This is a genomic window from Flavobacterium sp. AC267 (genome assembly GCF_979258715.1).
This window is the reverse complement of record NZ_OZ409875.1, coordinates 575,206-601,176: the sequence shown is the minus strand read 5'-3', so window position 1 is coordinate 601,176 and position 25,971 is coordinate 575,206. Positions and strand designations below refer to the sequence as shown.

Annotated in this window: 28 protein-coding genes, 1 tRNA gene and 4 pseudogenes; 10 read left to right on the top strand and 23 right to left on the bottom strand. The window is 33.9% G+C overall.

What is annotated here, in order from left to right; translation table 11 throughout:
• Positions 1-167: 167 nt before the first annotated feature.
• A pseudogene (locus ACZZ95_RS03275) lies at positions 168-2,068 on the bottom strand (S9 family peptidase).
• Between the two features lie 406 nt (positions 2,069-2,474).
• On the opposite strand from ACZZ95_RS03275, the gene ACZZ95_RS03270 reads away from it, so the two are divergent.
• The 4 genes from ACZZ95_RS03270 (at position 2,475) to ACZZ95_RS03255 (ending at position 5,318) form a co-directional block, all read left to right on the top strand.
• Positions 2,475-3,587: an NAD(P)/FAD-dependent oxidoreductase gene (locus ACZZ95_RS03270; RefSeq protein ID WP_463468000.1), complete on the top strand. Its 1,113-nt coding sequence runs from the start codon at positions 2,475-2,477 to the stop codon at positions 3,585-3,587.
• Positions 3,588-3,674: 87 nt separating this feature from the next.
• Positions 3,675-4,373 (top strand): monofunctional biosynthetic peptidoglycan transglycosylase, encoded by a 699-nt coding sequence (gene mtgA / locus ACZZ95_RS03265; protein ID WP_463467999.1) that lies wholly within the window; start codon positions 3,675-3,677, stop codon positions 4,371-4,373.
• Positions 4,360-4,707: a lipid A-modifier LpxR family protein gene (locus ACZZ95_RS03260; protein WP_463467998.1), complete on the top strand. Its 348-nt coding sequence runs from the start codon at positions 4,360-4,362 to the stop codon at positions 4,705-4,707. Before mtgA ends, ACZZ95_RS03260 begins: the two co-directional genes overlap by 14 nt.
• A 14-nt stretch (positions 4,708-4,721) precedes the next feature.
• Complete coding sequence (locus ACZZ95_RS03255) at positions 4,722-5,318, top strand: lipid A-modifier LpxR family protein (protein WP_463467997.1); 597 nt, start codon at positions 4,722-4,724, stop codon at positions 5,316-5,318.
• A gap of 201 nt (positions 5,319-5,519) precedes the next feature.
• Here the strand turns inward: ACZZ95_RS03255 and ACZZ95_RS03250 are convergent, their stop codons facing one another.
• The 6 genes from ACZZ95_RS03250 to ACZZ95_RS03225 all read right to left on the bottom strand — a co-directional run bounded on the left by ACZZ95_RS03250 (position 5,520) and on the right by ACZZ95_RS03225 (position 8,335).
• Positions 5,520-5,939 carry a hypothetical protein gene (locus ACZZ95_RS03250; RefSeq protein WP_463467996.1) on the bottom strand — a complete coding sequence of 140 codons (420 nt, stop codon included), beginning with the start codon at positions 5,937-5,939 and terminating at the stop codon, positions 5,520-5,522.
• 199 nt (positions 5,940-6,138) lie between these two features.
• On the bottom strand, positions 6,139-6,489 hold the full coding sequence (locus tag ACZZ95_RS03245; RefSeq protein WP_463467995.1) for a hypothetical protein: 351 nt from the start codon (positions 6,487-6,489) through the stop codon (positions 6,139-6,141).
• A gap of 53 nt (positions 6,490-6,542) precedes the next feature.
• Positions 6,543-6,857 (bottom strand): hypothetical protein, encoded by a 315-nt coding sequence (locus tag ACZZ95_RS03240; RefSeq protein WP_463467994.1) that lies wholly within the window; start codon positions 6,855-6,857, stop codon positions 6,543-6,545.
• 227 nt (positions 6,858-7,084) lie between these two features.
• Positions 7,085-7,546 (bottom strand): hypothetical protein, encoded by a 462-nt coding sequence (locus ACZZ95_RS03235; RefSeq protein WP_463467993.1) that lies wholly within the window; start codon positions 7,544-7,546, stop codon positions 7,085-7,087.
• Positions 7,534-7,869 carry a hypothetical protein gene (locus ACZZ95_RS03230; RefSeq protein WP_463467992.1) on the bottom strand — a complete coding sequence of 112 codons (336 nt, stop codon included), beginning with the start codon at positions 7,867-7,869 and terminating at the stop codon, positions 7,534-7,536. Before ACZZ95_RS03230 ends, ACZZ95_RS03235 begins: the two co-directional genes overlap by 13 nt.
• Entirely contained in the window at positions 7,820-8,335 is a 516-nt protein-coding gene (locus tag ACZZ95_RS03225) for a hypothetical protein (RefSeq protein WP_463467991.1), read from the bottom strand. Before ACZZ95_RS03225 ends, ACZZ95_RS03230 begins: the two co-directional genes overlap by 50 nt.
• A 236-nt stretch (positions 8,336-8,571) precedes the next feature.
• Between ACZZ95_RS03225 and ACZZ95_RS03220 the strand changes: the two genes are divergently transcribed.
• Positions 8,572-8,748, top strand: coding sequence for a hypothetical protein (locus ACZZ95_RS03220; RefSeq protein WP_463467990.1), 177 nt, complete (start codon positions 8,572-8,574; stop codon positions 8,746-8,748).
• A 90-nt stretch (positions 8,749-8,838) separates the two neighbouring features.
• On the opposite strand, the gene ACZZ95_RS03215 is transcribed toward ACZZ95_RS03220, so the two are convergent.
• The 3 genes from ACZZ95_RS03215 to ACZZ95_RS03205 form a co-directional block, all read right to left on the bottom strand.
• Positions 8,839-9,273, bottom strand: coding sequence for a DUF2262 domain-containing protein (locus ACZZ95_RS03215; RefSeq protein ID WP_463467989.1), 435 nt, complete (start codon positions 9,271-9,273; stop codon positions 8,839-8,841).
• A gap of 67 nt (positions 9,274-9,340) precedes the next feature.
• Positions 9,341-9,733, bottom strand: a complete 393-nt coding sequence (locus ACZZ95_RS03210) for a hypothetical protein (protein ID WP_463467988.1) — start codon at positions 9,731-9,733, stop codon at positions 9,341-9,343.
• Between the two features lie 152 nt (positions 9,734-9,885).
• Positions 9,886-9,959, bottom strand: a tRNA-Ala gene (locus ACZZ95_RS03205).
• A gap of 104 nt (positions 9,960-10,063) precedes the next feature.
• On the opposite strand from ACZZ95_RS03205, the pseudogene ACZZ95_RS03200 reads away from it, so the two are divergent.
• The 3 genes and pseudogenes from ACZZ95_RS03200 to ACZZ95_RS03190 all read left to right on the top strand — a co-directional run bounded on the left by ACZZ95_RS03200 (position 10,064) and on the right by ACZZ95_RS03190 (position 12,254).
• A pseudogene (locus tag ACZZ95_RS03200) lies at positions 10,064-10,830 on the top strand (enoyl-CoA hydratase/isomerase family protein).
• A 147-nt stretch (positions 10,831-10,977) separates the two neighbouring features.
• On the top strand, positions 10,978-11,430 hold the full coding sequence (locus ACZZ95_RS03195; protein ID WP_095953962.1) for a 6-pyruvoyl trahydropterin synthase family protein: 453 nt from the start codon (positions 10,978-10,980) through the stop codon (positions 11,428-11,430).
• 80 nt (positions 11,431-11,510) lie between these two features.
• On the top strand, positions 11,511-12,254 hold the full coding sequence (locus tag ACZZ95_RS03190) for a UDP-2,3-diacylglucosamine diphosphatase (protein ID WP_463467987.1): 744 nt from the start codon (positions 11,511-11,513) through the stop codon (positions 12,252-12,254).
• On the opposite strand, the gene ACZZ95_RS03185 is transcribed toward ACZZ95_RS03190, so the two are convergent.
• The 11 genes and pseudogenes from ACZZ95_RS03185 to ACZZ95_RS03135 all read right to left on the bottom strand — a co-directional run bounded on the left by ACZZ95_RS03185 (position 12,255) and on the right by ACZZ95_RS03135 (position 21,150).
• Positions 12,255-12,527, bottom strand: a complete 273-nt coding sequence (locus ACZZ95_RS03185) for a cytochrome c3 family protein (protein WP_463467986.1) — start codon at positions 12,525-12,527, stop codon at positions 12,255-12,257.
• Entirely contained in the window at positions 12,505-13,452 is a 948-nt protein-coding gene (locus tag ACZZ95_RS03180) for a cytochrome c3 family protein (RefSeq protein ID WP_463467985.1), read from the bottom strand. The genes ACZZ95_RS03185 and ACZZ95_RS03180 overlap by 23 nt, the downstream gene beginning before the upstream one ends.
• A gap of 82 nt (positions 13,453-13,534) precedes the next feature.
• Positions 13,535-13,891, bottom strand: a complete 357-nt coding sequence (locus tag ACZZ95_RS03175) for a hypothetical protein (protein ID WP_095953965.1) — start codon at positions 13,889-13,891, stop codon at positions 13,535-13,537.
• A 222-nt stretch (positions 13,892-14,113) separates the two neighbouring features.
• Positions 14,114-15,034: an alpha/beta fold hydrolase gene (locus ACZZ95_RS03170; protein ID WP_463467984.1), complete on the bottom strand. Its 921-nt coding sequence runs from the start codon at positions 15,032-15,034 to the stop codon at positions 14,114-14,116.
• Between the two features lie 11 nt (positions 15,035-15,045).
• A complete protein-coding gene (locus tag ACZZ95_RS03165) occupies positions 15,046-15,366 on the bottom strand; it encodes a hypothetical protein (protein ID WP_463467983.1) in 321 nt (106 codons plus the stop codon).
• Between the two features lie 258 nt (positions 15,367-15,624).
• Positions 15,625-16,908, bottom strand: coding sequence for an MFS transporter (locus ACZZ95_RS03160; RefSeq protein WP_463467982.1), 1,284 nt, complete (start codon positions 16,906-16,908; stop codon positions 15,625-15,627).
• A pseudogene (recJ, locus tag ACZZ95_RS03155) lies at positions 16,895-18,599 on the bottom strand (single-stranded-DNA-specific exonuclease RecJ). The gene ACZZ95_RS03160 and the pseudogene recJ overlap by 14 nt, the downstream one beginning before the upstream one ends.
• Before the next feature lie 268 nt (positions 18,600-18,867).
• Complete coding sequence (locus ACZZ95_RS03150; protein ID WP_463467981.1) at positions 18,868-19,212, bottom strand: HopJ type III effector protein; 345 nt, start codon at positions 19,210-19,212, stop codon at positions 18,868-18,870.
• 113 nt (positions 19,213-19,325) lie between these two features.
• The gene (rsmI, locus tag ACZZ95_RS03145) at positions 19,326-20,048 is read right to left on the bottom strand and encodes a 16S rRNA (cytidine(1402)-2'-O)-methyltransferase (protein WP_463467980.1); all 723 of its coding nucleotides are present in this window, start codon (positions 20,046-20,048) and stop codon (positions 19,326-19,328) included.
• Positions 20,049-20,084: 36 nt separating this feature from the next.
• On the bottom strand, positions 20,085-20,858 hold the full coding sequence (locus ACZZ95_RS03140; protein ID WP_463467979.1) for a hypothetical protein: 774 nt from the start codon (positions 20,856-20,858) through the stop codon (positions 20,085-20,087).
• Between the two features lie 25 nt (positions 20,859-20,883).
• Entirely contained in the window at positions 20,884-21,150 is a 267-nt protein-coding gene (locus tag ACZZ95_RS03135) for a hypothetical protein (protein WP_463467978.1), read from the bottom strand.
• Positions 21,151-21,385: 235 nt separating this feature from the next.
• Here ACZZ95_RS03135 and ACZZ95_RS03130 point away from each other — a divergent pair, with 235 nt between their 5' ends.
• Both ACZZ95_RS03130 and ACZZ95_RS03125 read left to right on the top strand, forming a co-directional pair.
• The gene (locus ACZZ95_RS03130; RefSeq protein ID WP_463471616.1) at positions 21,386-21,976 is read left to right on the top strand and encodes a thymidine kinase; all 591 of its coding nucleotides are present in this window, start codon (positions 21,386-21,388) and stop codon (positions 21,974-21,976) included.
• Between the two features lie 30 nt (positions 21,977-22,006).
• Complete coding sequence (locus ACZZ95_RS03125) at positions 22,007-22,426, top strand: hypothetical protein (protein ID WP_463467977.1); 420 nt, start codon at positions 22,007-22,009, stop codon at positions 22,424-22,426.
• A 365-nt stretch (positions 22,427-22,791) separates the two neighbouring features.
• Here ACZZ95_RS03125 and rpoN read toward each other — a convergent pair.
• Positions 22,792-24,254 (bottom strand): annotated as a pseudogene (gene rpoN, locus ACZZ95_RS03120) (RNA polymerase factor sigma-54).
• Positions 24,255-24,346: 92 nt separating this feature from the next.
• Complete coding sequence (asnS, locus tag ACZZ95_RS03115) at positions 24,347-25,792, bottom strand: asparagine--tRNA ligase (protein WP_463467976.1); 1,446 nt, start codon at positions 25,790-25,792, stop codon at positions 24,347-24,349.
• Between the last annotated feature and the right edge of the window lie 179 nt (positions 25,793-25,971).

Sequence of the window (25,971 nt, the reverse complement as noted above, 5' to 3'; positions counted from 1 at the left end):
GAAGGATTTGTAAGTTGGGGATATTGTAAACTCCTGCAATTTATCTAAAAAAATCTGTTTACAGAAAAGTAAATTTAGTCAATATGTTACATAATTGTAAGGTGCAAAAACAAAAACAGCCGTAGATTATATAAAATCTACGACTGTAATTTTGTACTTTTTATGAATTATAAAGTCTCGTCTAACCATTTAAAAAATTCACCTTGCCAAACCTGAGCATTCTGAGGTTTTAAAACCCAGTGATTTTCGTCTGGAAAATACACAAATCGGCTTTTAATTCCTCTTAACTGTGCGACTTGAAAAGCCTCCTGTCCTTGTCCGATTGGCACACGGAAATCTTTTCCTCCTTGGAAAATCAAAATTGGTTTATTCCAGTTTTGAACCAATGTCGCAGGGTTAAAAGTCGTATACGCTTTTTGTGCTACGGCATTATCTTTTTCCCAATATGCGTCGCCAAAATCCCAGTTGTTAAAGAAAACTTCTTCCGTCGTTCCCAACATACTAACAGTGTTGAAAACACCATCGTGAGCGATAAAAGTTTTGAAACGGTTTTTGTGAATTCCAGCTAAATAAAACACAGAATACCCTCCGTAACTAGCACCAACGCATCCTAAACGGCTTTTGTCAACATAACTTTCTTTGGCAACATCATCAATAGCAGAAAGGTAATCGTCCATAACTTGTCCTCCCCAGTCTTTACTAATTTGTTCGTTCCATTCAACACCATGCCCTGGCATTCCGCGACGGTTTGGTGCTACAACTACATAACCTTTTGTCGCCATTAAAGAGAAATTCCAACGGAAAGAATACGATTGTGTCAATGCACTTTGCGGTCCGCCTTGACAGAATAGTAAAGTTGGGTATTTTTTTGAAGCATCAAAATTTGGAGGAAGAATTACCCAAACCAACATTTTTTTGCCATCAGTAGTAGTAACATAACGTTTTTCTGTTTTGCTTAATGTCAGAGATTTGTATGTTTCTGTGTTAACATTTGAAAGTTGTTTCCAAGTGTTTTTCTTCAAATTAAAAGAGAAAATTTCACCAGCATGATTCATATCACTTCTTGTAACAATAATGTCATCTCCAGAAAAACCTACTAAATCATTTACGTCAAAATCTCCATTTGTCAATTGACGTACATTAATAGCGATTTTTGTTAAACCTGGAAAATTAACAGAGAAAAGTTGTTTTGTTCCATCAATTGGCGCAACAAAGAAAACCGTTTTTCCATCTTTACTCCAGATAAAATTATCTACTGTCCCGTCCCAATTTGACGTTAAGTTCGTTTTGATTCCTTTAAACTCAACAATAATATCGTTTTTATCAGACTCGTAACCGTCACGTTTCATTTGCGACCAAGATAAATTTCCAGTTGGAGAAAACTGCGGTGCCGTATCGTAACCTAAATTACCATCTGTTTTGTTGGTCGTTTTTTGAGTTTCTAAATTGTACTCGTAAATATCTGTGTTGGTAGAAATCGCATAAGCAGTTCCTGCTTTTTCTTGCACACGTAGAAAATACTTTTGCTGTCTGGCGACCAGATATAATCTTCGTCTCCTCCAAAAGGTTTTTGAGGAGAATCAAAAGTTTCACCTTTTAAAATGTCAATCCCTTTTGCGCCGTCTTTGTTTTCTTTATAAAAAACATGGTTAAATTTTCCTTCGTTCCAAGTATCCCAATGACGGTAATCTAATCCGTCATAAATTTGAGCGTCAGATTTAGTTAGTTTTGGATAAAAATCTTTTCCTAAAACTTTATCGATTTTTACTTCTTCATTATACACGAGATATTTTCCGTCTGGAGAAATATTTTTGTCCGCCAAGATGTCTTTCGTGTCTTTAATTTCTGTGGCATTTCCTCCATGTACGGGAATTGTGTAAATTTTAGAAGTCGATTTATTTTCTTCTACAGAAGGTGTAGAAACTTTAAAAACAACATTTTTCGCATCTTTAGAAATACCAAGAGGTGTCACTCTTCCTAATTTCCATAATAATTCTGGCGACATAACATTCTGTCCGATAGCGTTTAAACTCATTACTATTAAGGTTGTTAATAATACTTTTTTCATAATTAAATTATTCTATTTTTTGTGGCGCTAAAAATACAACATTTAAAATCCAATAAATTGTTAAAATTCCAATGTGGAAAAATTCCAATTGTCACTCTGAGTGAAGTCAAAGGGCGCAACGTAAGAGGCTTCGACTCCGCTCAGCCTGACAGTGAGGTGAAATTCCAAATTCCAATGTTGTCAGTTTGAGCCTGACAGGTGAGTTGAAATTCTATTTCTTATAGTATAATTGTTTTGTCAGCCTGAGCGAAGTCGAAGGGCATAAAGCAATTGAGTTTGGCAACCGTTTCTAAAATTTGGAATCTGGAATTTTCATTATTGGAATTTTTTATTAGAATTTCTTTCAAATTTATTTCCTAAATTGGAATTTGGAATTTAAAAGTTTGGAATTTATATAAACAGAGAAATGGAATTAAGCTATTGGGAATTAAAAAACTGGTTCACGAATGTTGATTACACAATTGTGGGAAGTGGTATCGTTGGCCTGCATGTCGCATTACGCTTACGCGAAAGATTTCCGGATGCTAAAATTCTTGTTTTAGAAAGAGGAATGTTACCACAAGGGGCGAGTACGAAAAATGCTGGGTTTGCCTGTTTTGGAAGTCTCTCTGAAATTATGGAAGATTTAAAAACCCACTCAGAAGATGATGTTGTAAATCTGATTGAGAAACGCTGGAAAGGTTTGCAGTTACTTCGAAAAAGACTTGGAGATGCGACAATTGATTTTAAACCTCACGGCGGTTATGAATTGTTTTTGAAAGAAGATGAATTTGGGTTTGATGAATGTGTTTCTAAAATTCCTTTTATCAATGAAGTTTTAAAACCGCTTTTTAAGGCCGATGTTTTTTCTAAAGAAATAGACCGTTTCGGATTTAAGAATATTCGGGAATATTTAATTTTTAATCCGTTTGAAGCTCAGATTGATACCGGAAATATGATGCAGGAATTGTTGAAACAAGCGGTTTCTGAAAATATTTTAATTCTAAATCAGCAAACCGTAACATCTTACGCAGATGCGGGAAATCATGTTGAAGTTGTCCTGAATGATTTCAGTTTTAAAACCCATAAATTACTTTTTGCGACAAATGGTTTTGCAAGTGTTTTGACGAGTGGCGCTGTAAAACCTGCAAGGGCTCAAGTTTTAATTACAGCACCCATTGATAATTTAGATATAAAAGGAACGTTTCATTTAGATAAAGGGTATTATTATTTCAGAAATGTAAACAATCGTATTTTGTTAGGCGACGGAAGAAATCTGGATTTTGAAGGGGAAACTACAACTGAATTTGGACTGACGAAAATTATTCAAAATAAATTGGAAGATTTGCTGAAAAATGTAATTTTACCAAATCAGGATTTTCAGATTGCGCACCGATGGAGCGGTATTATGGGAATTGGAAATAGTAAAAACCCTGTTGTTTCTCAACTGTCTGAAAACGTGTTTTGTGGAGTGCGTTTAGGCGGAATGGGAATAGCAATTGGCAGTTTAATAGGAACAGAATTAGCAGATTTAATATAATGGCAAGACCCAAAAAACCAGCACCAAAAAAAACAACCGCGACTGAAACCAAAACCAAAATCGTCTCCTAAAAAAGGAAATCGATCTTTGGGAGAAAAAATAAAATGGTTTTTTATAAAAGTCGCTTTGTGGTTTTTCGGATTATCAATTGGTTCAGTTATATTTTTTAAATACGTTCCGGTTCCTTTTACACCTTTGATGATTATTCGCGCTATCGAAAATAAATTTGGTGGAAAAGAAGTGTATTTTGATCACGATTGGGAACCGATTGAAAAAATTTCCATGAATTTGCAAAAAGCAGTAATCGCGAGCGAAGATGGAACTTTTCTTATTCATAATGGTTTCGATTTTAAAGCACTTCAAAAAGCTTATAAAAGTAACGAGCGCGGAAGACGAATTCGCGGTGGAAGCACCATTTCACAGCAAACGGCTAAAAACGTCTTTTTGTGGCAGGGAAAAAGTTATTTCCGTAAAGGTCTTGAAGCTTATTTTACCGTTTTAATTGAATTAATCTGGGGCAAAGAACGCATCATGGAAGTTTATCTTAACAGCATCGAAATGGGTGACGGAGTTTACGGCGCTTATGCGGCAACAGAACATTGGTACCGTCGCGATGCTTCGAGTTTAACACCAATGCAGGCATGGGAATTGCGACGATTTTACCAAATCCGAGAAAATTTAAAGCTACAGGTTCGTCAAGTTATATTAACAGAAGAAAAAGAACGAATTGTTCGCGAGATGCGTTACGTTGGAAAAATCAATTATAAAGGCGATGGGAAAAAGTAAAAAAGCTTTTTTTGCTTTTCTGATTTTAACAACAACGTTGACTTTTGGACAAGGAAAAACTTCAGAATTAGGTTTTATATCGGATAATGATTTGTATACATCGTCTAAAAACGATATGTATTACACGAACGGCTTAGAAATTTTTTACCGATTTCTAAGCGAGAATAACAATGAAAAAATTAGTAAAGAAATAACCGAATTTCGAATTGGGCAATATCTCTACAATCCGCGATTTATTAATGAAGAAGCCGTTGATATAAACGACCGCCCTTTTGCCGGATATCTTTTTGCCGAAGCAGGGAAAAGTTTTTTTACAAAAGCGAATCCGTTTTAAAGACCGATTTTCAATTGGGTTTTGTTGGGCCAAATGCTCTTGGGCAAGAACTGCAGGAAGGGTTTCATAAAATTATTGGTTATAAAAAAGTATTTGGCTGGGAAAATCAAATTCATAATGCTTTAGGTTTACAGGCGCATGTGTTGTATTCTAAAAAAATGTTTCCTTCCAAACACAATGATTTTGTAGATCTGCATTTTCAGTCAGAAGCTAATTTGGGAACCATTTTTACAGGAGTTTCCACAGGATTTATGGCGAGATTTGGTTTTAAAAGATTAATTCCGATTTACGATTCTAATATGTATGATGCTTCTATAAGTGCAGAAGTACAGCCCAACATTCGAGAGTTTTATTTCTACATAGCGCCAAGCGTTAATTATCAGTTTTACGATGCCACAATCGAGGGCAGTATGTTTAACAATACCAGTCCGATTACTTTCGATTTAGTGCCGCTTCGGTTTAATGGAGAAGCAGGTTTAAAATACCGCTACAATAATTTCAATATTTCCTATTCTTTCCTGTACCGCGGAAGAGAATTAAAAGGCGATGTTAATGATACAAATCGCGGCTATTTTTATGGATCGATTCGAATGGGGTTTTTACTGCGATAAAATTTGCCGCAAAGGCGCTGAGGCACTAAGTTTTCGCGCTCAATAGCAATCTTATAGCGAGTGAATAATCAAAATTTTCGCAATATATGTAATTTCGACGAAGGAGAAATCTCCGCAAGAAGCTCTATAAAGAATTTCAATTCTAAATGAAATTTGTAAATAATTATACTTCGATTAAAACAGAATTTCAGAGAAGAAATTTTAATCCATTTCCATATTTTTAGACAAATCCTCCCATTTTTGATCCAGACAAACTATAGTGCTTTCCATTATTACCGCGTTCACGTCAGAAGTGCTTTTTACTTGCGGACTTAGTACGGCCTTTCCATTTTCAAAATAAATATAAGCATCAACATTGCTGTCTCCCCAAAAGTACGGATAAACAATTGCGCTGTTTTCGGTGCTTTCGCTAACGTATTTTTCCATGCTAACGATAAAGGCAAACATGGGTAACATTTCTACATAATTTTCGCTGAAAAACAGCATTCCCCATTGCCATTCTTCTTTCGCTTCATCGTAATCTGAAAAAGCCATAGCTTGTTTGTATTCCATCCATCCATCAAGAACTTCCTGATTGGTGTTGTCATTGTAAGCATGAAGATATTCTGGCGTTAAATCCATTTTAGAATACATTTCACGACTGTCCCACCATTTTTGCCAATTGTCATTTAACGTTGGTTTTTCGGGAGGGCTGTTTAAAAAAAACTCCAGTCTGCGGTTTTGTGATTTTTATTTTACAGAATAAAGAACTTAATTCAGACATGGTTTAAGATTTTAATGAAACATGATTAAAAACAATTGGGGATTTGTTTTAAATAATTTATTTTGAAATTGATATGAAGAAATAGATTGTAGCAATTACTAAGATAACCAATCCGATGAGTAGTAAGATATCATCTTCGTTTGTTGTAACACCTTTTTTTACGAGATAAAACCGATGAATTAATCCAATTTCATAGCAAACTAAAAATGCGATAATTGCTAATACGCCATATATTGTGGCTAATCCGTCGCCACTGCTAAATGCGCCTTCGTGCACAAACCAATCAATTATTAATACAAGCGGAAAAATTAGTAGTAACGATTTAATCAAGATGGGACTTCCTTTCCAAAATAATAATGCAATCAATCCAATTATTGGGAGTAAAAGCCAGCGTAGGAATACGGTCATATTATTTCGTTTTTATTCAGTTATTTTTTAGTTCGATACTATTTCCAGAATTTTTATTGAACGTAATAGTTTGGTTTGGACCTCCACAAAAGATTGTCAACGTTAATGTGCTGTCGGTTTCCTTTTTTAAAAAGAATATCTTTTGCATTTCTGATTTTGATATTCAAATTATCATTCCTGATTTGCGAGTCGGTACATTTAAAAATCCTTTTTTCGATTGGGCCATTTTTCTCCATTACTTCAAGCCACGGAGACGTCATTGCGCTGTAGCCCACAATTTGAGCCCGATATTTATCATTTAAATTTTTATCAATATACAAACCTAAAGATGTGGTCGAAAGTAAAAGCGCATAAAAAGGAATCATCATTGGGATAATACTTAATATCAAACTCAATACTAAGGTACGCCAGAAGAAGCTTTGCCATGATTTTTTTCCAAAATAATACAATGACTACAAAGCTTGTAAAGAGCCAAATCCAAAATAATACAATATCACTATAATAACCACGTAAACTTATTTCTTTAAAATAATACAAACAACAGTTTAATGTTAGAAATAGGCTGATAATGAGATAGAATCTCAATACTATTTTGTTATTTCGACTCATACTTTTTTAAGATATAATGTAAAGTGAATACTGTAATTATAGAAAGAATAGAAATCGGTAAAAAGGACAATGTAAGTGTGTAAAATAATTCTTCTTTAAAACGAAAAGTGCTCCAAGAAGATTCGCGATCAACAAAAATGCTGTAATTCCAGAAAAACCATATTGAAATTAAGAATAATAATTGAAGAAAAACTTTTAAATAGCTGTTTTTAATGAAAGAAAGAAACAGAAAAACGATTGACAATAAAATTGCAGAAATGAAAGACATTAAATACGCATCATAAGAAAAGGAACAGTCGAGGCATCCGCTTGAATTTCTTTCAGAAAGACTTCCCATTGCCCAATAAATTTGTAGAAAAGTAGTTATGAATAAGAGAAGTGCAATTGATAAAAATAATTTAACAAACAAGATTATTTTGTTTTTAGAGAAATGATTTATCGTCGCCATATTTTACGTACCAGTTTTAATAATTTTGGTGATTCTTCTTCAGTGTTTTGGTTCGAGTCTTCGAGTTCAGTCAATGTTATTTTAACGAGATTAGCTTTTTCCCATTCTTCATAAGATGGCTGTTTTAAATCAGCACCTCCTTTATGTGCGTGGTTTAAATATCCTTTTGGTGGTTCAAGAAGTTTTCCTTGACATTCCTGCGAACATACATTGGCAAGTAACGGTAAATTATCTGTCCCAACATGCAGAGTTATCCATAATTGATTGGTCTCTTCATAGGCTATTTCTTTCTTGCAGATGCTTGCATTTAAGTGAGTTACCATAATACCGTACAGGATTATGAGAAAGTAATGGAAATCTTTTTCTGTTTTTAAAATTACCATATAAAACTCTTGTGCTAACTCTGCTGTCTTTTAATTTTTTACAATTGATTATTTCATAAGGAAACCAATATAAATCATAGGAAGTGTATGGATCAAAATATTCAAGAGATTCCATTTCTCCAATTTCAGGTGGAATTCGTTTTAATTTACTCCCATACAACCAGACTTTTTTTACTTTTTTAAGCTTTGAAATACTTTCGGGTAAGGTATAAATTTGAGAATATAATTCATAGCCTAATGCTTCTAAAGGAGAAAATTCTTCGATATTTTCTTCATGAACTTTATCAATATATTGGCATAATTTGATCCATGCTTCAGAGTTTCTGTCTTGCACATCATTTTTTATTTTTGATATTCTTTCGTTCATGTTTTTTCTAATAAATAAATTATTTATCCGTTTTAACATTTTTAAATTCGCTGAAAAATACTTTATGATAGTTTTATAGAAAACTGCCCAGCAATATCTTTTAGAGGCATGGTTTAAATAGTTAATGATTTACACAAAAATACAAAACCTTTATTAAAGAAATATCTTTCAGGAATTGACATCTTTTAAATAAACTTGTAATAAAAAACGAAACGCTTAACCTTTTGATAATATGATGAATAGTTTAAATTTTTACTTTTAATAAAACTTAAATTATGGAAATTAACTGGGTTGTAATAGGAGTTGTAGTAGTATTGGTTATCATCTTGGTTGTTTTGACAATTAGAAAAAATCAAAAAGAAAAAAAGAAATTGACCGATTTGTTAAATGATGATTTTAAAAAGTCTCAAGAAGATGAACCGAATTTTGAGGATTCTGCTGATGAGAAATGAGAATAGTAAAACAAAAAAAAACCGTATTGCAGTTAAGTAATACGGTTTTTTTAAGGTCTTGTGTTTTACTATAAATTCTTTGAATGTGTTTTATCCAAACATAGTTGTGTAATCAAAATTTTCTCCATCAAATGATTGCGCAATTAAGGAGTGATTACCAAACATTCCATTTTCAGAATAAAAAAAGTCAATAGAGGAATCGGATAGAAATGAAATACTTGTTAACGTCAAATTATCGCCAAATTCTTTTTCACCTAGTTCCAATTCTCCTTCTTCTTCGTCTCTCCAATTTTCATTGTAATTCTCTAAATACTCTGATACAATTCTTTGCTTTGCACTGTTTTCATAAAATTCAAAATTTCCAATTATTTTATTTGCCAATTCAATGGTTTTTTCCATTTCCACGTCATCAGGATCAATAGAAATCTCTATATTTTTATCGTTAATTTTTAAAATGGTCTGATACGTATTATCTGTTCCTGCAATTAGCTTTAAATTTTCCTTTGTGATTTTTTTTATTAACATAATTATAAAAGTGATTTGCAAATAAATGCTTTGTGCATATAAGATTTATAAGATTCCAATAGAAATTTTATTTTTTAGTATAAATCCCTTTATAACTTCCTTTTGATTCTATTTGAGTATCTGAAATTTTAATAAACTTTAAATTCTTTCTAGAAGAAGCAGATTCATTAAATTGTAACGTATAAGTTGAGTCTGTTTGTATCTCAACAATTTCTGGATCTTCATCTTTTATAAGGTAGTAGGTAATTTCGCCATTTGCTGAATAACGGTTACCGTTAGGATCTACAATTATATCCGATTTTGTGAATTCGATTATTTTTCCTTTTTCTTCAATCCAAGTTCCCCTAATCCATGAAGGCGGGCTGATTGTTGTCTGATAATCATTACTTGTATCAAATAAATCATCAGATGAACATGAACAAATAAAAACAAGGCCTAGTAGTAATAGTAGCTTTTTCATCTTTTTGTTTTTTTGCAAAATTGGAAAGATTAATTGATGAGATTTACCTGTATAAGATTGAATTGTACTATTTTAAGACATTTTTTATGGATGAATAAAAGTAGAATTAAATAAAAAAAACCGTATCACAGTAATGTGATACGGTTTTTTAGTGGAGAATACCGGATTCGAACCGGTCACCCCTTGCCTGCCAGGCAAGTACTCTAGCCAAATGAGCTAATCCCCCAAAGTCTTAGCAAATAAAGTCAAATAATTCTCAAAAAACAAATTTAGAAATCAATCAGACAAAATATTTTGCAAAAGCGTAACTTTACGTTTAAATCTATTTTTATGAGTTCTGAAAATCTAAATGGAAGTTTAGAAACTTCTTTTCAAAATACAATTGCAACAGTACAATTTGGTCATCCTGCAAGTAATTCTTTTCCGCGTAAATTACTAGATGAGCTTACAGCCGAAATTAATTCGTTAAGCCGAAATGAAAATCTTTCGGTTATTATTTTAAAAAGTGAAGGAGCAAAAACTTTTTGTTCCGGCGCTTCTTTTGATGAACTTTTAAAAGTAGAAACCGAAGAACAAGGAACTGAATTCTTTTCTGGTTTCGCCCATCTGCTAAATGCCATGCGCAATTGCAGTAAAATAATTATTGGCCGTGTACAAGGAAAAGCAGTAGGAGGGGGTGTTGGAATTATTTCGGCCTGCGATTATGTTTTTGCAACACCTCAAAGTGATATTAAATTATCAGAATTGGCAATCGGAATCGGTCCTTTTGTTATCGAACCAGCGGTTTCTCGCAAAATTGGAAAAACAGCAATGACCGAAATGACGCTCGCAAGCACACGAATGGAAATCGGCAGATTGGGCTTTTGAGAAAGGACTTTATTCTGTTTTGACTGATGTTAATACTTTGGATAATGACGTTAAAGATTTTGCTCAAAAATTAAGCGCTTACAATCCCGAAGCTTTACAAGAAATGAAAAAGATTATTTGGGAAGGTACAGAACAATGGGAATCGCTTCTTTTTGAACGCGCCGCAATTACAGGTAAACTGGTTTTATCTGATTTTACCAGAAATGCGTTGTCTGCAGTTTAAAAAATAGATCAATGAAATTTCGAGTGTGGAAAGTCCAAATTCCAAATTCCAATTGCATTAAATTCCTATTGGAATCTGGAATTTTTCTTTATTTGGAATTTATTATTTAAACGGTTATTAATTCGTAAATTTGCCAGCTTAAAATTAAACATCGATGAGTAATATCAGAATTACAAAACAATTTAGTTTCGAAACCGGACACGCTTTGTACGGTTACGACGGAAAATGCAAGAACGTTCACGGACACAGTTATAAATTGTCGGTTACGGTTATTGGTTCGCCAATTACAGATCGATCGAATGTGAAATTCGGAATGGTGATTGATTTTTCGGATCTAAAGAAAATTGTAAAAGAAGAAATCGTCGATCAGTTTGATCACGCAACTGTTTTCAATCAGACTACACCGCACATCGAATTGGCAAATGAATTGAAAAATCGCGGTCATCACGTTATTTTGGTAGATTACCAGCCAACAAGCGAAAATATGGTGGTTGATTTTGCAGATAGAATTGTTGCACGCCTTCCAGAAGGAATTTCTCTTTTCTCTCTTAAACTTCAGGAAACAGAATCTTCTTTTGCAGAATGGTATGCGTCTGATAATTTGTAAAATTCCAAAAATTAAATTCCAAATTCCAAACTCTTCGACTTCGCTCAGAGAGACAAAAGTCTAAAATTTTAAAAATCTCAATGAAAAAAATATATTTTGCTTCAGATCAGCATTTTGGTGCGCCGACTCCAGAATTGAGTTTGCCGCGCGAAAAGAAATTCGTGGCTTGGCTGGATGAGGTTAAGGAAGATGCAGAAGCAATTTTTTTATTGGGTGATTTATTTGATTTTTGGTTCGAATATAAAACGGTTGTTCCAAAAGGTTTTGTGCGCATTTTAGGCAAACTGGCCGAAATTCGCGACAGCGACATCCCAATTTATTTTTTCGTAGGAAATCATGATTTATGGATGAATGATTATTTTGAAACCGAATTGAATATTCCGGTTTATCACGATAACAAAGAATTTACTTTTAACGGAAAAACTTTTTTAATTGGCCACGGCGACGGAAAAGGTCCCGGAGATAAAGGTTATAAAAGAATGAAAAAGGTATTTACAAATCCGTTTTCAAAATGGCTTTTTCGCTGGCTTCATCCAGATGTTGGGGTAAGTTTAGCGCAATATTTATCGGTTAAAAATAAATTGATTTCCGGCGATGAAGACATTAAGTTTTTAGGAGAAGAAAAAGAGTGGCTGATTTTATACGCTAAACGAAAGCTAGAAACCAAACATTATAATTATTTTATTTTTGGTCATCGTCATTTACCAATGATTCGTTCGGTAGGCGAAAATTCGGAGTATGTAAACTTAGGCGATTGGATTGGCTATTTTACCTATGGCGTTTTTGACGGTGAAAAATTCGAACTTTTAGAGTACAAGAAATAATTATTTTTTATTTGGATAAATTCCAATTTTGTGCGTTCTCAAAATGTAATTCGATAATTGTTTGCTGTTTGAAAGCTGAAAACTTATTGCATTTGAAGCTTTTTTCGGCATATGACATTCTACACAATTATCGGCCAATACTTTCTCAGGCATTGTTTGAAGCGTTTTTTCCTTATGTTTTAAACCTTGATGACAGCTCATACAGATCTTAGAGTAGGAAACCATGTTTTTTGAAGCATTTTCATGCGGATTATGACAAGTAATGCAATCCATTTTTTTCACTGTTTATAAAACACTTACTCTGCGCCATTAAACGAAATTGATTCCCGTGAACATCAAATTGCGCCGTGTCATTTATACTTCTCGTTTCACGAAAGAATTCGGAAAGATTATCTCCGGGTTTAAATTCAAAGCGCGATTTTAATTTCATTCCATCATTTCCAGCATGGCACAAAGCACAGGCATCCAATTTTTGCTGTCTGTTGAGGTTTTTAAAACTTGTAATGCTGTTGGCGATTTTAACGTTTGGATTTTTTAGATGAAATTCTGCATGCTTTTTTGCAGGTCCGTGACAGCGTTCGCAGTCAATTCCGTAAACAATAGTTTTTTTATTGATAATATCTTCCACATCCATCGACATGAAGTTTTTCTCTGCAGAACTTTGATCAGTCGTTCTGGAGCTGATATTTGAACTATGGCAGGCATAACAATCTTTAACAACCATGCGGTCAAAGTATGGTTTGTCGGCAGGAAAACCAGGGCTTGTTGCCCAGCTATTTACAGAATGATAAAAAGAAAGAGGTAGTTCGTAAGTATTGTTGTTTCTCCAATAAACAGAAGTTTGCGCATTCTTGGTTCCAAAAACAATTTCAAATTTATACTTAGCTGTTTCTTTACCGTTTTTGTATAGAACCTGATACAAACTGTCGCCATGTTTTTCCATGACCAATTTGGTGTTTTTATCATAAATGAAAGTATGATTTTTAGAATCAAAATCTCCAGAAATATTTTCGAGTATGGCTGGTGCAGTTGCTTTGAAGTGCGAACTATGAAATACCATTTCAGACTGTGTTTTGTGACATTGTACACAGCTTTCTGAACCCGCATAATCAGTACCGCGCGGATCTATATATTCTTCTGATTTATTGGTACAGCTAATCAGAAATAGTGAGATAATTAGAAAAACGGCTTTTTTCATTGCTGTAAATATACTTTTTTTTGAATTGAATCAAAATATATTTCAATAATGAAAAAATATTCTTAAAATATTTAAATGTTTCTTAATTCATGCCAACTCCGTAAACATATTCGTCGAGTTCAATTTTGAATAGAGAACCTTCAACCAAATCTTTAATCGATTTTAATTCGGTCATATTTACAGCTAAATCTATAGAATTACAGGGTGTTTTTAATAGAAATTTATGGCAGGAATATTTCATTTCACAAGCTTCGCAACAAGCATTTTCGATCATGCTGTCTTCAATCAAATCACAAAAAAGATTTAATTCCGGAATAGTAAAGTAAAAGCCGGTTTCTTTAAAAACCAATTGTACTTTATCTGAAATCGTACTATTATCATCTTTCCAGTAAAAAGCTATTCCAAAGTTATTGTGGTATATCTGTTCAATATCTCTCATTGTAAATCCTTTTAATTCAACAAATATAATTATTATTTATATTAATTCTAAATTAAAAGATCTTAAAAATGCGAATTTTTTTCACCATAGAAGATATATAAGTTCATATTAAAGATTCTTTTATTAGACTTATATAGTGAGATGCCATAAAATAGTCTTCAGTTTTGACTGAAGGCTATGAAATTCGTTTGTAATTAAATAAACTTATGTCACTAATATGGTTTAAAGAGCAAACATCCAATTTTTAACATTTGACAGAAACTCATTTTGCTGATCTACAAATAAATAGTGAGAACAGTTGTCTAAAAAAGCAAAGTGGTTTTTACCAGTAAGATTTTCAATTGATTTAATTTGTGCCGATGAAAAAATACCATCCTGTTTTCCGTAAATTCCGTAAATGGGAACACCGCTGGCCTTTATTTTCTTTAAGATTGGTCGAGTGTCAATATTATTTTGTTTTTCATTTTGATAAAAAAGCAAAGGTGCATTTTTGTTCCTAATATTGGTTTTGAAATACTCGCCCGCTTCGTATTGTGCATACAATTTTTTTGAAACAGAAGTTGGATTCGGCATTTTAAAAAAGTTGTTTTCACCAGCCAGTTCAAAACATTTTTTCCGATATTCGGCCGAATTTTTATCTAAATTTTCTGCAACATTTATTCTTTTTAATTGTTCAGAATTAATGCTGTATTTCTTTTTTAAAGTATCTAAAATATGGTCGTAAGTTTCCTGCTGAGAAAACAAAGCGCCAGCCAAAACTAAAGCGCTGACATTCTGAGGATATTTGTTTGTATAAAGAGTCGCGACTAAACCACCAAAACTGTGACCAAGCAAAACTGCTTTTTTTAAATGGTACTTTTTATAGATAGAATTTAAATCCTGAAAAGCTTCTTCATAAGTCAATTTTGCATTAGGATCTGCAGATCTTCCTTCGCCTCTTCGATCATAAGCAATAACATAAAAACCTTGATTGGCCAGATTTTGAGCTGTTGTTCCTTCAAATAAAGTGGAGTTGCCGCTTGGACCGCCGTGAATAAAAATTATAGGTTTGTCCTTTTCGTTTCCGTATGTTTTAATATAAAGATTCTGTCCGTTTGCGAAAAACGATAATGTCAAAATGAAAGTAAAAAATAGTGATTTCATTTATTTGTGTTTTATTTTAGATGGACATTTAGGTTTTTGTGTATTGTGATATATTCCTCTTTTTCATCATCATATTCTTTTAATAACAGATGTATTTGCAAAATATCATTTTGAATTTTCACATCGCTTTTTTTAAGATGCAGACTTTCTTCAACTTTAAATTCGGCGACCTTTCTTTCAAATAAGTAGTACTTTTTTTCAATCACTTCATATTTACAGCAAGCACCAAGTAATCCTTCAAACTTAGTTTTAATTTGAATTTGATCATTTTCAAATTTAGTATCACTCGGATTAAAGAATAAAATAAAAAATGATGATAAAAGAGCTCCCATAAGACCATCTGTAAGCCAGCTGAAAAAAATAAAAATGGGTGAAAATATATAAATTGAAAAGTATAAAGCTACTTTTTTAAACGGTTTTACATAATAAAAAAACAAAAAACCACCAGAAAAGTAAAATATAATTTTAATTGCAAAAAGTAAATTTGAAGCCAGGCTAATTTCGAAGATAGAATTGATCAGCAAATTGACTAAAAGTAGGCTTAAAGTTATCAGATGGATCTTGAGAAAGATCATTTTATATTTTATCATTTACTCCGATTTATTATGATCTTCCATATCTCTGTAAAGGTCTAAATTTCGAAACGTTGGCGATTTTAATGCCGTAACCACTACAGTCAGCAATGTAACGCTTCCTCCAAAAATAACAGAAGTTACAGCGCCCATTAATTTAGCAGTGGCACCGCTTTCAAAAGCTCCTAATTCGTTAGAAGATCCCACAAAAATAGAGTTCACAGCACCAACACGTCCACGCATATGATCTGGCGTTTTAAGCTGTAAAATCGTCTGGCGAATTACTACCGAAATTCCGTCTGCTAGTCCGCTCAAGAATAAAGCAAAAACAGAAAGCCAGAATGACGTAGAAAAACCAAATAAGATAATCGATAATCCGAAAACAAATATGGCAACTAAAAGTTTCTTTCCGGCATTTTTATACAAAGGCACATAAGCAGAAACAAGCATCGTGATAAACGCACCGACTGCTGGAGCGACTCTCAATATACCAAATCCTTCTGCACCAACTTTTAAGATATCTTGAGCAAAAACTGGTAACAATGCAACTGCGCCCCCAAAAAGTACAGCAATCATATCAAGAGATAAGGCTCCTAAAACAATTTGGTTTTTAAATACAAAAGTTAAACCTTCTGTAAGACTGTCTTTTATTGATTCACCAATCTTTGGATTTAGGATTGGTTTTGTACTAATTTGAGATAAAAAAATTAAGGAAAGTAGGGAGAATGCAAAAACCAAACACATCGGCCAGTGAACCCCCATCCAGTTAATTGAAAATCCGGCAAGCGCAGGGCCCATTACAGCGCCAACCTGCCAAACAGAACTGCTCCAAGTTGTCGCATTTGGATACGCTTTTTTAGGAATAATCAGTGATAGAAGTGAGAAAATAGTTGGTCCAAGAAATGCACGAACTAATCCGCCAAAAAAGACTAAAGTATAAATTGAATATAAAATAACATTGGAAGACCAGTCGCCAATAATTTTTGGCCACGTCAGTAAAAACAATCCAAAACTAATTACAGAAAATCCTAGAATACATTTTACCAACAAGCCTTTTTTCTCTCTTTGGTCAACAATATGACCGGCAAATAATGCCATTGAAACGGCAGGAACAACTTCCATTAAACCAATAATCCCAAGTGAAAGCGGATCTTTAGTTAAACTATACACTTCCCATTCGATTACAATAAACTGCATTGACCAAGCAAAAACCATGGCAAAACGTAATAATAAAAATACGTTGAATTCTCTATAACGCGCCGCCTGATACGGATCCGGTTTATTTGATTTAATCTCTTCCATTTGTTCTAATGTCTTTCAGCATAAGCTGTGTTGAAATAGTTCCGTTCCATTCATTTTCGGCAATACAATAAGCCAGTTGAAACAGATTTTGATTTTTTGCTATATTGAGTTTTTTTCCGAGTCCAAAGCCAATTGCGCCTATTCCGTCGGTTCCGGATTGCTTGACAAAAAGTCTTAAATGTTCTTCTTCAGAACCTAAAGTTTTGGCATATCCTGTATCTTTTACATCCGAAGTCATAAAAACCGGCGTCATATTCTGCGGGCCAAAAGGCTCGAATTGTTTTAAAATTCGGATAAGTTTTGGAGTAATATCTGAGAAGTTAATTTCGGCATCAATTTCTATTTCAGGAGTTCGCATTTCAGGCTGAATGGTTTCTTGTACACATTTTTCAAAAGCTTCTTTGAAAAGCGGATAATTTTCAGCTTTTAAAGTCATTCCTGCAGCTGTACATATGTCCTCCAAATTGCTCTAAATGTTCTGCACAGGCATCCAATGCATTGTAAACATCAAATCCTTTAACAGATCTTGCAGAAGCCGCATATTTATCACCGCTTTTTGTGAAAACCAAAGTAGGGCGGTAATAAGTTTCAATTAATCTCGAAGCGACAATCCCGATCACACCTTTGTGCCAGTCTTCCTGAAAAACAACCGTAGAAAAACGTTCTTCTTCTTTGTTTTCTAAAATCTGCTGAAAAGCTTCTTTTGTAATTTTTTTATCTAAATCTTTTCGGTCTGCATTGTATTGTTCAATTTCCGAAGCAAATTGCTGTGCCTGATCGAAGTCAAATTCAGTCAATAGTTCAACAGCATGATTTCCGTGTTTTATTCTTCCTGCCGCATTAATTCGGGGAGAAATGATAAAAACAACATCTGTAATATCTAGAACTTTCTTTTTTACCTGATGTACCAAAGCTTTAATTCCAGGTCGCGGATCGCTGTTTATTACTTTTAAACCAAAGTAAGCCAAAACTCTATTTTCACCTGTAATCGGCACAATATCTGCCGCGATTGCCGTAGCAACCAAATCCAGATACGGAACTAAATCTTCTATGGTTTCATTTCTATTTTGACCTAAAGCCTGAATCAGTTTAAAACCGACACCGCGACCACATAATTCATCATACGGATACGAACAGTCTTCTCTTTTTGGGTCTAAAATCGCAACCGCATCAGGAAGAATATTGCCAGGTCTGTGGTGGTCACAAATAATAAAATCAATGTTTTTTTCTTTCGCGTAGGCGATATGATCAATGGATTTTATGCCGCAATCGAGAGCGATAATTAATGAAAATCCGTTGTCATCGGCAAAGTCAATTCCTTTAAAAGAAATCCCGTAACCTTCGTCATAACGATCTGGAATGTAAGTGGCAATATTTGGATAATGTGATTTTAGGTAAGAAGAAACTAACGAAACCGCTGTCGTTCCATCAACATCATAATCTCCAAAAACCAAGATGTTTTCCTGATTTTCAATAGCCGATTCTATTCGGGTAACCGCTTTGTCCATATCTTTCATCAAATATGGATCATGCAAATGTTCTAATGAAGGGCGAAAGAAATTCTTGGCATCTTCAAAAGTTTCAATACCACGCTGAATCAAAAGTGTTGCTACAAAATCTTCTACATTTAAGGCCTGTGCCAAATGTTTGATTTTATCTTCAGAAGGTTTTGGTTTTAAAGTCCAACGCATGGTTGATTTTAGATTTTAGAGTGTAGATTTTAGATTTTTGATGTCTGAAATCGTTTAATTTGATTGGTAATTTTTTTTGCCACGAATTGCACGAATTTTCACTAATTCAATTTGTGTTAATTTGAGTAATTAGTGGCAATCTTTAATCTGTTTTAATCTGCGAAATTTGTGGCAGAAATACTTTTTAAATTTTGTCAAAGCTTTTTGGGTATATAATATAGAGTGTAAATTTCAGAAATCTAAAATCTACACTCTAAAATCTAAAATATTACTTCGCTTCCAAAGCATTTCCTTCAAACTTAATTCCGTCCCAGCCTAAGTTGATGAAATTTCTAATGTTTTGATGGTTAGTTCCGTTTGGATCTTTTAAAACTTCTTCGAAATAAAAAGCGCCAAAACAGGCTAAAGTTTCTTCTTTACTCAAATTTTGCAATTTGGCGAAAGAAAATAATTTGCAAGAACCTGAGTTTTCGCCGGCGACATTGTGCTGTGTTCCATTTTGAAAAGCGGTTGGAGTAAAGTTGTAATTTTCCTCAATTACTGCAATAGTTTCCGGGAATGTAATTTGAGTTGGAGTTTGTTTTACTTTTTCTAAAAAGGCTTGGATGCTCATGATATGTTATTCGTTTTTTTGCCACGAATTTCACGAATTAAATTCGTGATAATTGGTGTAATTCGTGGCAAACATTTTTTAATATATTTTAATTTGTGAATTCGTGGCAACTATTATTCTTCGTCATCATCCTTAGAAAACTTACTTTTCTTCGGTTCTTTTATTATTGTTTTTCCGGCAACCACAACTACGATTTCTCCGCGTGGAGCTGTTTTTTCAAAATGAGTTAAAACTTCTTTTGCCGTTCCGCGTACGTTTTCTTCGTGCAATTTTGATAATTCTCTCGAAACGCAGACTTGTCTGTCTTCTCCAAAATACTGAATAAATTCAGCTAAAGTTTTGACTAATTTATGTGGTGAAACATACAAAATCATCGTTCGGGTTTCTTCGGCTAAAGCCAAAAAACGAGTCTGACGTCCTTTTTTATCAGGCAGAAAACCTTCAAAAATAAACTTGTCATTTGGTAATCCGCTGTTTACCAAAGCAGGAACAAAAGCCGTTGCGCCAGGCAGACATTCTACTTCAATTTTATTTTCAACGCAGGCGCGCGTCAATAAAAAACCAGGATCTGAAATTGCCGGAGTTCCTGCATCTGAAATTAAAGCGATAGTTTCGCCGGCTTTTAAACGCGCAATTAAGTTTTCGGTTGTTTTGTGTTCGTTATGCATATGATGGCTGTGCATGTGTGTGCCAATTTCAAAATGCTTCAACAATTTTCCACTCGTTCTGGTGTCTTCGGCTAAAATCAAATCGACTTCTTTCAGAATGCGAATGGCACGAAAAGTCATGTCTTCAAGATTGCCAATAGGCGTTGGAACGATATATAATTTAGACATAATTTGTTATTAGTGAAATGTAAAAAGTGAAAAGGATTATGAGAATTTCTTCTCTACAATTCCCAAGAAACGTTCTGCGTAATCGTCTTTTCCTTCCCAATTATTATAATCAGGTTTAACCATGTTTTCAATAAATTCTTGTGCTTCACTATAAGAATCAAAGGTTAAAAGCTGATTTAAAACCCGGCTGTAATCTTCTGTACTGTTTCCAAAAAGATTTTTAGTAAAAGCAATTCTGTCATTCAAATCAATATGAAAACCTTTTGCCATTTTTTCATTTAAACTTACCGCTTTTGGCTGTGAAGGAGTTTCAAGAATGGCTATTTCTACTTTTTTCTCTTCTTTAAAATCAGTAATTGAAGGGGTTTTAGCCGGCGGAACTGCTTCAAAACTATCTACTTTTACAAACTGAGCGTCGGCATAATTTACTCCAAAATCTTCAAAAAGAATTGTTGGTATACTCGAAGTTTCGATTTTTGGTTCCTCTTTTATTTCTTCTTTTATCTCTTCCGTTTCTAATTCAAACGCAGGTTTAAAATCTGGAATTGGTTTTAAATCACTTACAGTCGTAAACGAAAGTTCTTCTGGATTATTCTTAGATTCTTCTACATCAATTTCTTTTTCTGCTTCCAGTTCAATAACTTCAGAAACAACTGGCTCTTCTGTTTTTTCTACAACAGGTTCAATAATTTCGGCAGTAATTGGTTCTGGTGTTTCTTCAATAATAGGTTCAGAGAATTCAGCGGCGATTGGTTCCTCTATTTCTTCTGCAATCGGTTCAGGAATTGCAGCAGTGATTTCTTCTGACACTTCTGGCTCGTAAGATTCCTCAAGTTCAATTACAGCAGAGAGGGCTTTCTGTCTCAGATGGAACAGGGATTATTTCCTCTTTATCAAAGATTGTTTCTAATTCTGAAGTAATATCGTGTTGCCCAATTGTTGGTTTTGCTGCGTCAAAATTCTCTTCTACAAATTTTAATACCGCTAATTTCTCATATAATTTCTGAGTTTCAAGATACAATTGATTGATATCGGATTTGTTTTTAAGTTTCAAAATTCGATGAGCAATGCTGATTAAATCGGCTTCCAATTTTTTTTTCATAACTGTTGAAATTATAGTGAATAAGGTATTTTAGTGTATTTAATGTCTGAATGTCTTTATTATGAAAGAAATCCAAAAGATATTTTTTTATTTCTGTTAATAAGCGTTCGCGAATCTCCGATTTGATAAAAATTTTCTACTTTTGAAAAAATGTAAAACAGCACATTTTTACGTCGATTTATTACCAGTACAAAGTAATAAAAACTATTCATTTTTAAAGGCAGAAAAATACAAAATGTTTCTCGAAAATACAGTAAATCACAAAGAACAATTTGGTTGGATTGAAGTTATTTGTGGATCAATGTTTTCGGGTAAAACCGAGGAATTAATCCGTAGATTAAAACGCGCTCAATTCGCCAAGCAAAAAGTCGAAATTTTCAAACCCGCAATCGATACCCGTTATCATGACGAAATGGTAGTGTCGCACGATGCTAATGAAATTCGTTCCACTCCAGTTCCCGCATTTGCCAATATTTTAATTTTGGCACAAGGCTGTGATGTGATTGGTATTGACGAAGCTCAGTTTTTTGATGATGAAATTATTACGGTTTGTAATGATTTGGCCAATCAGGGAATCCGCGTAATTGTTGCCGGGCTTGATATGGATTTTAAAGGAAACCCTTTCGGACCTATGCCGGGACTTATGGCAACGGCAGAATATGTAACCAAAGTACACGCCGTTTGCACGAGAACTGGAAATTTGGCTAATTACAGTTTTAGAAAAACGGATAATGATAAATTGGTGATGCTGGGTGAAACGGAAGAATACGAGCCACTTAGCCGTGCGACGTATTTTAATGCAATGAAGAAAATCCAAGAAAAATAAATTTTAACTTTATTAAGAAGTGAAAGTAAAATGAGAAAACAGAATATTTTATTATTAATTATAATTGGTGTTGCTTTAGCCTTAGCCGCTTTTTTTCAGTTTTATCTTTCTGAAAATGCAGATGAAGTAAATACTGAGGTAACCGAATTAGTTGCCAAATACAATAAAAATTGTCCGCTTAATATTCAGGAGGGCATTCGTTTAGACAGTGTGACTTTGCCTGAGGAAAGAACTGTTCAGTATAATTTGACGTTGTTGAATGTAGAAAAAGAAAAAGCAGAGATCAATGTAATACAAGACGAGATTCAAAAAAGTCTAATAAGTACCGCCAAATCAAATAAAGGACTTCAGGTTTTTAGAGATAACGATTATACTTTGATTTACAGTTACAGCGATAAAAAGAAAGCGTTTTTGTTTACTGTGAAAATATTGCCAGATCAATATAAATAATTAGAAGGTTCACATATAGCAAACCCTACAGGTTTTTAAAACCTGTAGGGTTTGTTGTTTTTAGATCTTTTAAAATAATATTCAGGATTTCAATTATATTCCATAGGAATATTTAATCGGTAGAACCATAAATGGTTTTGTGTTGTTTCCTGTAGGTACACCTGATTTAACGGTAATTTATTTGTTCGATTAATCAAACGTTCCTACGGAACCAATATTTAGCTATACATCAAATATTTTCTACCAATGAGACATTCCTGCGTAATGAATCCATATCTTGAAATAAATTAACTTCTATAATAAAAAAACCTAACAGGTTTTAAAACCTGTTAGGTTTGGTATTTTGATATAAAGGCAGAGAAAACCTAAATTTTCTTTCTCATTCTAGCAACTGGAATATCCAATTGTTCACGATATTTAGCAATAGTCCTTCTTGCAATTGGATATCCTTTTTCCTTCAGGATTTCAGCCAATTGATCGTCTGGAAGCGGTTTCTTTTTTATCTTCTTCTTCAATTGTATTTTTAAGAATCTTTTTGATTTCTAAAGTAGAAACATCTTCTCCCTGATCATTTTTCATGGCTTCAGAGAAAAATTCTTTAATCAGTTTCGTTCCGTATGGTGTTTCAACATATTTACTGTTGGCAACACGCGAAATTGTCGAAATATCTAAACCAACCATATCCGCAATGTCTTTTAAGATCATTGGTTTTAATTTGGTTTCGTCACCGTCTAAGAAAAATTCTTCCTGATAATGCATAATCGCATTCATGGTTACAAAAAGTGTTTCCTGACGTTGTCTAATTGCGTCAATAAACCATTTGGCCGAATCCAATTTTTGTTTGATAAACTGAACCGCATCTTTCTGTGCCGATGATTTATCACGAGAATCTTTATACGTCTGCATCATTTCCTGATAATCCTTAGAAACATGCAGGGAAGGAGCATTTCGTCCGTTTAAAGTCAATTCCAATTCGCCATCAACAATTCTGATTGCGAAATCGGGAACCACATTTTCCGTTACTTTATTGTTTCCTGTAAAAGAACCGCCCGGTTTTGGGTTTAATCTTTCAATTTCGTGAATCGCTTTTTTAAGCTGTTCGTTTGAAACACTGTATTTCTGTAATAATTTATCGTAATGTTTTTTCGTAAAAGCGTCAAACTGATTTTCGATAATATCAATCGCCAGATCAACATATTCTGTTGGCGTTTTATGTTTTAACTGCAATAACAAACATTCCTGCAAGTCACGCGCTCCAACTCCCGAAGGTTCTAGTTCGTGAATCACCTGAAGCATTTTTTCGACCATTTTCTCATCGGTGTAAATTCCCTGAGTAAAAGCCATGTCGTCTACAATATCCGGAACGCTTCTGCGGATGTAACCCATGTCGTCAATACTTCCAACAAGGAATTCGGCGATTTCTCGTTCTTCATCATTCAGAATAAAAGTATTCAACTGATTGATTAAATCCTGATGAAAACTAATTGGAGAAGCAAAAGGTGTTTCGCGTTCTTCGTCTTCACTGTAATTATTCACCTGAGTTTTGTAATCAGGCGTATCGTCGTCGCTTAAGTATTCGTCAATATTAATGTCGTCTGCTTCGATTCTGTCAGATTCTGCATCATCATAATCGTCGTAGTCTTCATTGGCGAATTCATCGGCTTCGTATTCGTCTTCTTTTCCAGCCTCAAGAGCGGGATTTTCGTTCATTTCTTCTAATAAACGTTGCTCAAAAGCTTGCGTAGGCAATTGAATTAACTTCATCAGCTGAATTTCTCTGCGGAGATAATTTTTGTGATAATTTTAAATTTAAAAATTGCTTTAGCATTTATAATGTTTAATCGTTTATTTGTTTAATCGTCAATTCGTTTCTTCGTGAAAATCGGTTAACCGAATGAACGATTAACCGATTAAACTTTTTTAGAATTCCGCACTTCCAGGAGTTCTTGGGAAAGGAATTACGTCTCTAATGTTTGTCATACCTGTTACAAACAATACCAAACGCTCAAATCCTAAACCGAAACCTGCATGAGTTGCAGAACCAAATCTTCTGGTGTCTAAATACCAGTATAATTCTTCTTCGTCGATATTTAAAGCTTTCATTTTTTCAACCAAAACATCGTAACGCTCTTCTCTTTCAGAACCTCCAACGATTTCTCCAATTCCAGGGAATAGGATATCCATTGCGCGAACTGTTTCTCTTCCTGGTTCTGTGTTGTCGTTCAAACGCATGTAAAACGCTTTAATGTTTGCTGGGTAATCGTATAAAATTACCGGACATTTAAAGTGTTTTTCAACCAAGTAACGCTCGTGTTCAGATTGTAAATCCGCTCCCCATTCTGTAATAAGGTATTGGAATTTCTTTTTCTTATTTGGAGTTGAATCTCTCAAAATGTCAATTGCTTCTGTATAAGAAACACGTTTGAAGTTGTTCTCCAAAACGAAATTCAATTTATCCAACAAAGCCATTTCGCTTCTTTCCGCCTGAGGTTTTGATTTTTCTTCTTCTAAAAGTCTTCCTTCCAGAAATTTCAAATCATCTCCACAATTGTCTAAAGCATATTTTATAACGTACTGAATAAAATCTTCAGCCAAATCCATGTTGTCGTCAAGGTCGTTGAAAGCAACTTCCGGCTCAATCATCCAGAATTCTGCCAGGTGACGAGAAGTGTTTGAATTCTCTGCTCTAAACGTTGGTCCAAAAGTATAGATCTGACCCAAAGCCATTGCAAAAGTTTCACCCTCTAATTGTCCAGAAACCGTTAAGTTCGTATGTTTTCCAAAGAAATCTTTTTTGAAATCAATATTTCCTTCTTCATTTTTTGGAAGATTATCCAATGGTAAAGAAGTTACCTGAAACATTTCTCCAGCACCTTCAGCATCAGCTCCCGTAATAATTGGCGTGTTTACATACACAAACCCTTTTTGTTGAAAATAGCTGTGAACAGCATAAGACAATACAGAACGCACACGCATAATGGCGCCAAAAGCATTAGTACGAACACGTAAATGTGCATTTTCACGTAAAAATTCTAAAGAGTGTTTTTTAGGTCGCATTGGGAATTTTTCCGCATCAGAATCTCCAAGAATTTCAAGTTTGTTCACCTGAATTTCATATTTCTGACCCGCGCCTTTACTTTCCACCAAAGTTCCAATTACAGAAACTGCGACTCCGGTAGTGATTCTTTTTAAAGTTTCTTCAGGTGTATTTTCAAAATCAACAACACATTGTATATTATTAATGGTAGAACCGTCATTTAGCGCGATGAACTGATTATTTCTAAAAGTTCTCACCCATCCTTTTGCATTCACTTCCTGTAGCGTCGTCGTACTGTTTAATAAGTCTTTAACCTTTGTGTGTCTCATTTTAATTTTAGATTTATAGATTGCTGATTTTACATTAAAATAAAACCAGTGTTTTTATATCGAATTGCAAATATAAACGATAATAATTAATTTTTGAAGCTGTTTCCTGCTCTTCGCTGTATCTTTCTATTTTTAAAGAAAAAATAGAAAGGATGTCGCTTCGATCGGGGCTAGGGCAC

Bases quoted from the DNA above. Each gene is read 5' to 3' on its own strand.
- ACZZ95_RS03240 (WP_463467994.1), bottom strand. From the start codon at position 6,857: ATGATGATTCCTTTTTATGCGCTTTTACTTTCGACCACATCTTTAGGT.
- ACZZ95_RS03175 (WP_095953965.1), bottom strand. From the start codon at position 13,891: ATGAGAGATATTGAACAGATATACCACAATAACTTTGGAATAGCTTTT.
- ACZZ95_RS03220 (WP_463467990.1), top strand. From the start codon at position 8,572: ATGGAAATTAACTGGGTTGTAATAGGAGTTGTAGTAGTATTGGTTATC.
- ACZZ95_RS03190 (WP_463467987.1), top strand. From the start codon at position 11,511: ATGAAAAAAATATATTTTGCTTCAGATCAGCATTTTGGTGCGCCGACT.
- ACZZ95_RS03210 (WP_463467988.1), bottom strand. From the start codon at position 9,733: ATGAAAAAGCTACTATTACTACTAGGCCTTGTTTTTATTTGTTCATGT.
- ACZZ95_RS03230 (WP_463467992.1), bottom strand. From the start codon at position 7,869: ATGGTAACTCACTTAAATGCAAGCATCTGCAAGAAAGAAATAGCCTAT.
- ACZZ95_RS03150 (WP_463467981.1), bottom strand. From the start codon at position 19,212: ATGAGCATCCAAGCCTTTTTAGAAAAAGTAAAACAAACTCCAACTCAA.
- ACZZ95_RS03160 (WP_463467982.1), bottom strand. From the start codon at position 16,908: ATGGAAGAGATTAAATCAAATAAACCGGATCCGTATCAGGCGGCGCGT.
- rsmI (WP_463467980.1), bottom strand. From the start codon at position 20,048: ATGTCTAAATTATATATCGTTCCAACGCCTATTGGCAATCTTGAAGAC.
- ACZZ95_RS03165 (WP_463467983.1), bottom strand. From the start codon at position 15,366: ATGGGAGCTCTTTTATCATCATTTTTTATTTTATTCTTTAATCCGAGT.
- ACZZ95_RS03215 (WP_463467989.1), bottom strand. From the start codon at position 9,273: ATGTTAATAAAAAAAATCACAAAGGAAAATTTAAAGCTAATTGCAGGA.
- ACZZ95_RS03235 (WP_463467993.1), bottom strand. From the start codon at position 7,546: ATGGCGACGATAAATCATTTCTCTAAAAACAAAATAATCTTGTTTGTT.
- asnS (WP_463467976.1), bottom strand. From the start codon at position 25,792: ATGAGACACACAAAGGTTAAAGACTTATTAAACAGTACGACGACGCTA.
- ACZZ95_RS03180 (WP_463467985.1), bottom strand. From the start codon at position 13,452: ATGAAAAAAGCCGTTTTTCTAATTATCTCACTATTTCTGATTAGCTGT.
- ACZZ95_RS03250 (WP_463467996.1), bottom strand. From the start codon at position 5,939: ATGGATTTAACGCCAGAATATCTTCATGCTTACAATGACAACACCAAT.
- ACZZ95_RS03270 (WP_463468000.1), top strand. From the start codon at position 2,475: ATGGAATTAAGCTATTGGGAATTAAAAAACTGGTTCACGAATGTTGAT.
- ACZZ95_RS03130 (WP_463471616.1), top strand. From the start codon at position 21,386: ATGTTTCTCGAAAATACAGTAAATCACAAAGAACAATTTGGTTGGATT.
- ACZZ95_RS03125 (WP_463467977.1), top strand. From the start codon at position 22,007: ATGAGAAAACAGAATATTTTATTATTAATTATAATTGGTGTTGCTTTA.
- ACZZ95_RS03225 (WP_463467991.1), bottom strand. From the start codon at position 8,335: ATGTTAAAACGGATAAATAATTTATTTATTAGAAAAAACATGAACGAA.
- ACZZ95_RS03245 (WP_463467995.1), bottom strand. From the start codon at position 6,489: ATGACCGTATTCCTACGCTGGCTTTTACTCCCAATAATTGGATTGATT.
- ACZZ95_RS03170 (WP_463467984.1), bottom strand. From the start codon at position 15,034: ATGAAATCACTATTTTTTACTTTCATTTTGACATTATCGTTTTTCGCA.
- ACZZ95_RS03135 (WP_463467978.1), bottom strand. From the start codon at position 21,150: ATGAAAAAAAAATTGGAAGCCGATTTAATCAGCATTGCTCATCGAATT.
- ACZZ95_RS03185 (WP_463467986.1), bottom strand. From the start codon at position 12,527: ATGGATTGCATTACTTGTCATAATCCGCATGAAAATGCTTCAAAAAAC.
- ACZZ95_RS03195 (WP_095953962.1), top strand. From the start codon at position 10,978: ATGAGTAATATCAGAATTACAAAACAATTTAGTTTCGAAACCGGACAC.
- ACZZ95_RS03260 (WP_463467998.1), top strand. From the start codon at position 4,360: ATGGGAAAAAGTAAAAAAGCTTTTTTTGCTTTTCTGATTTTAACAACA.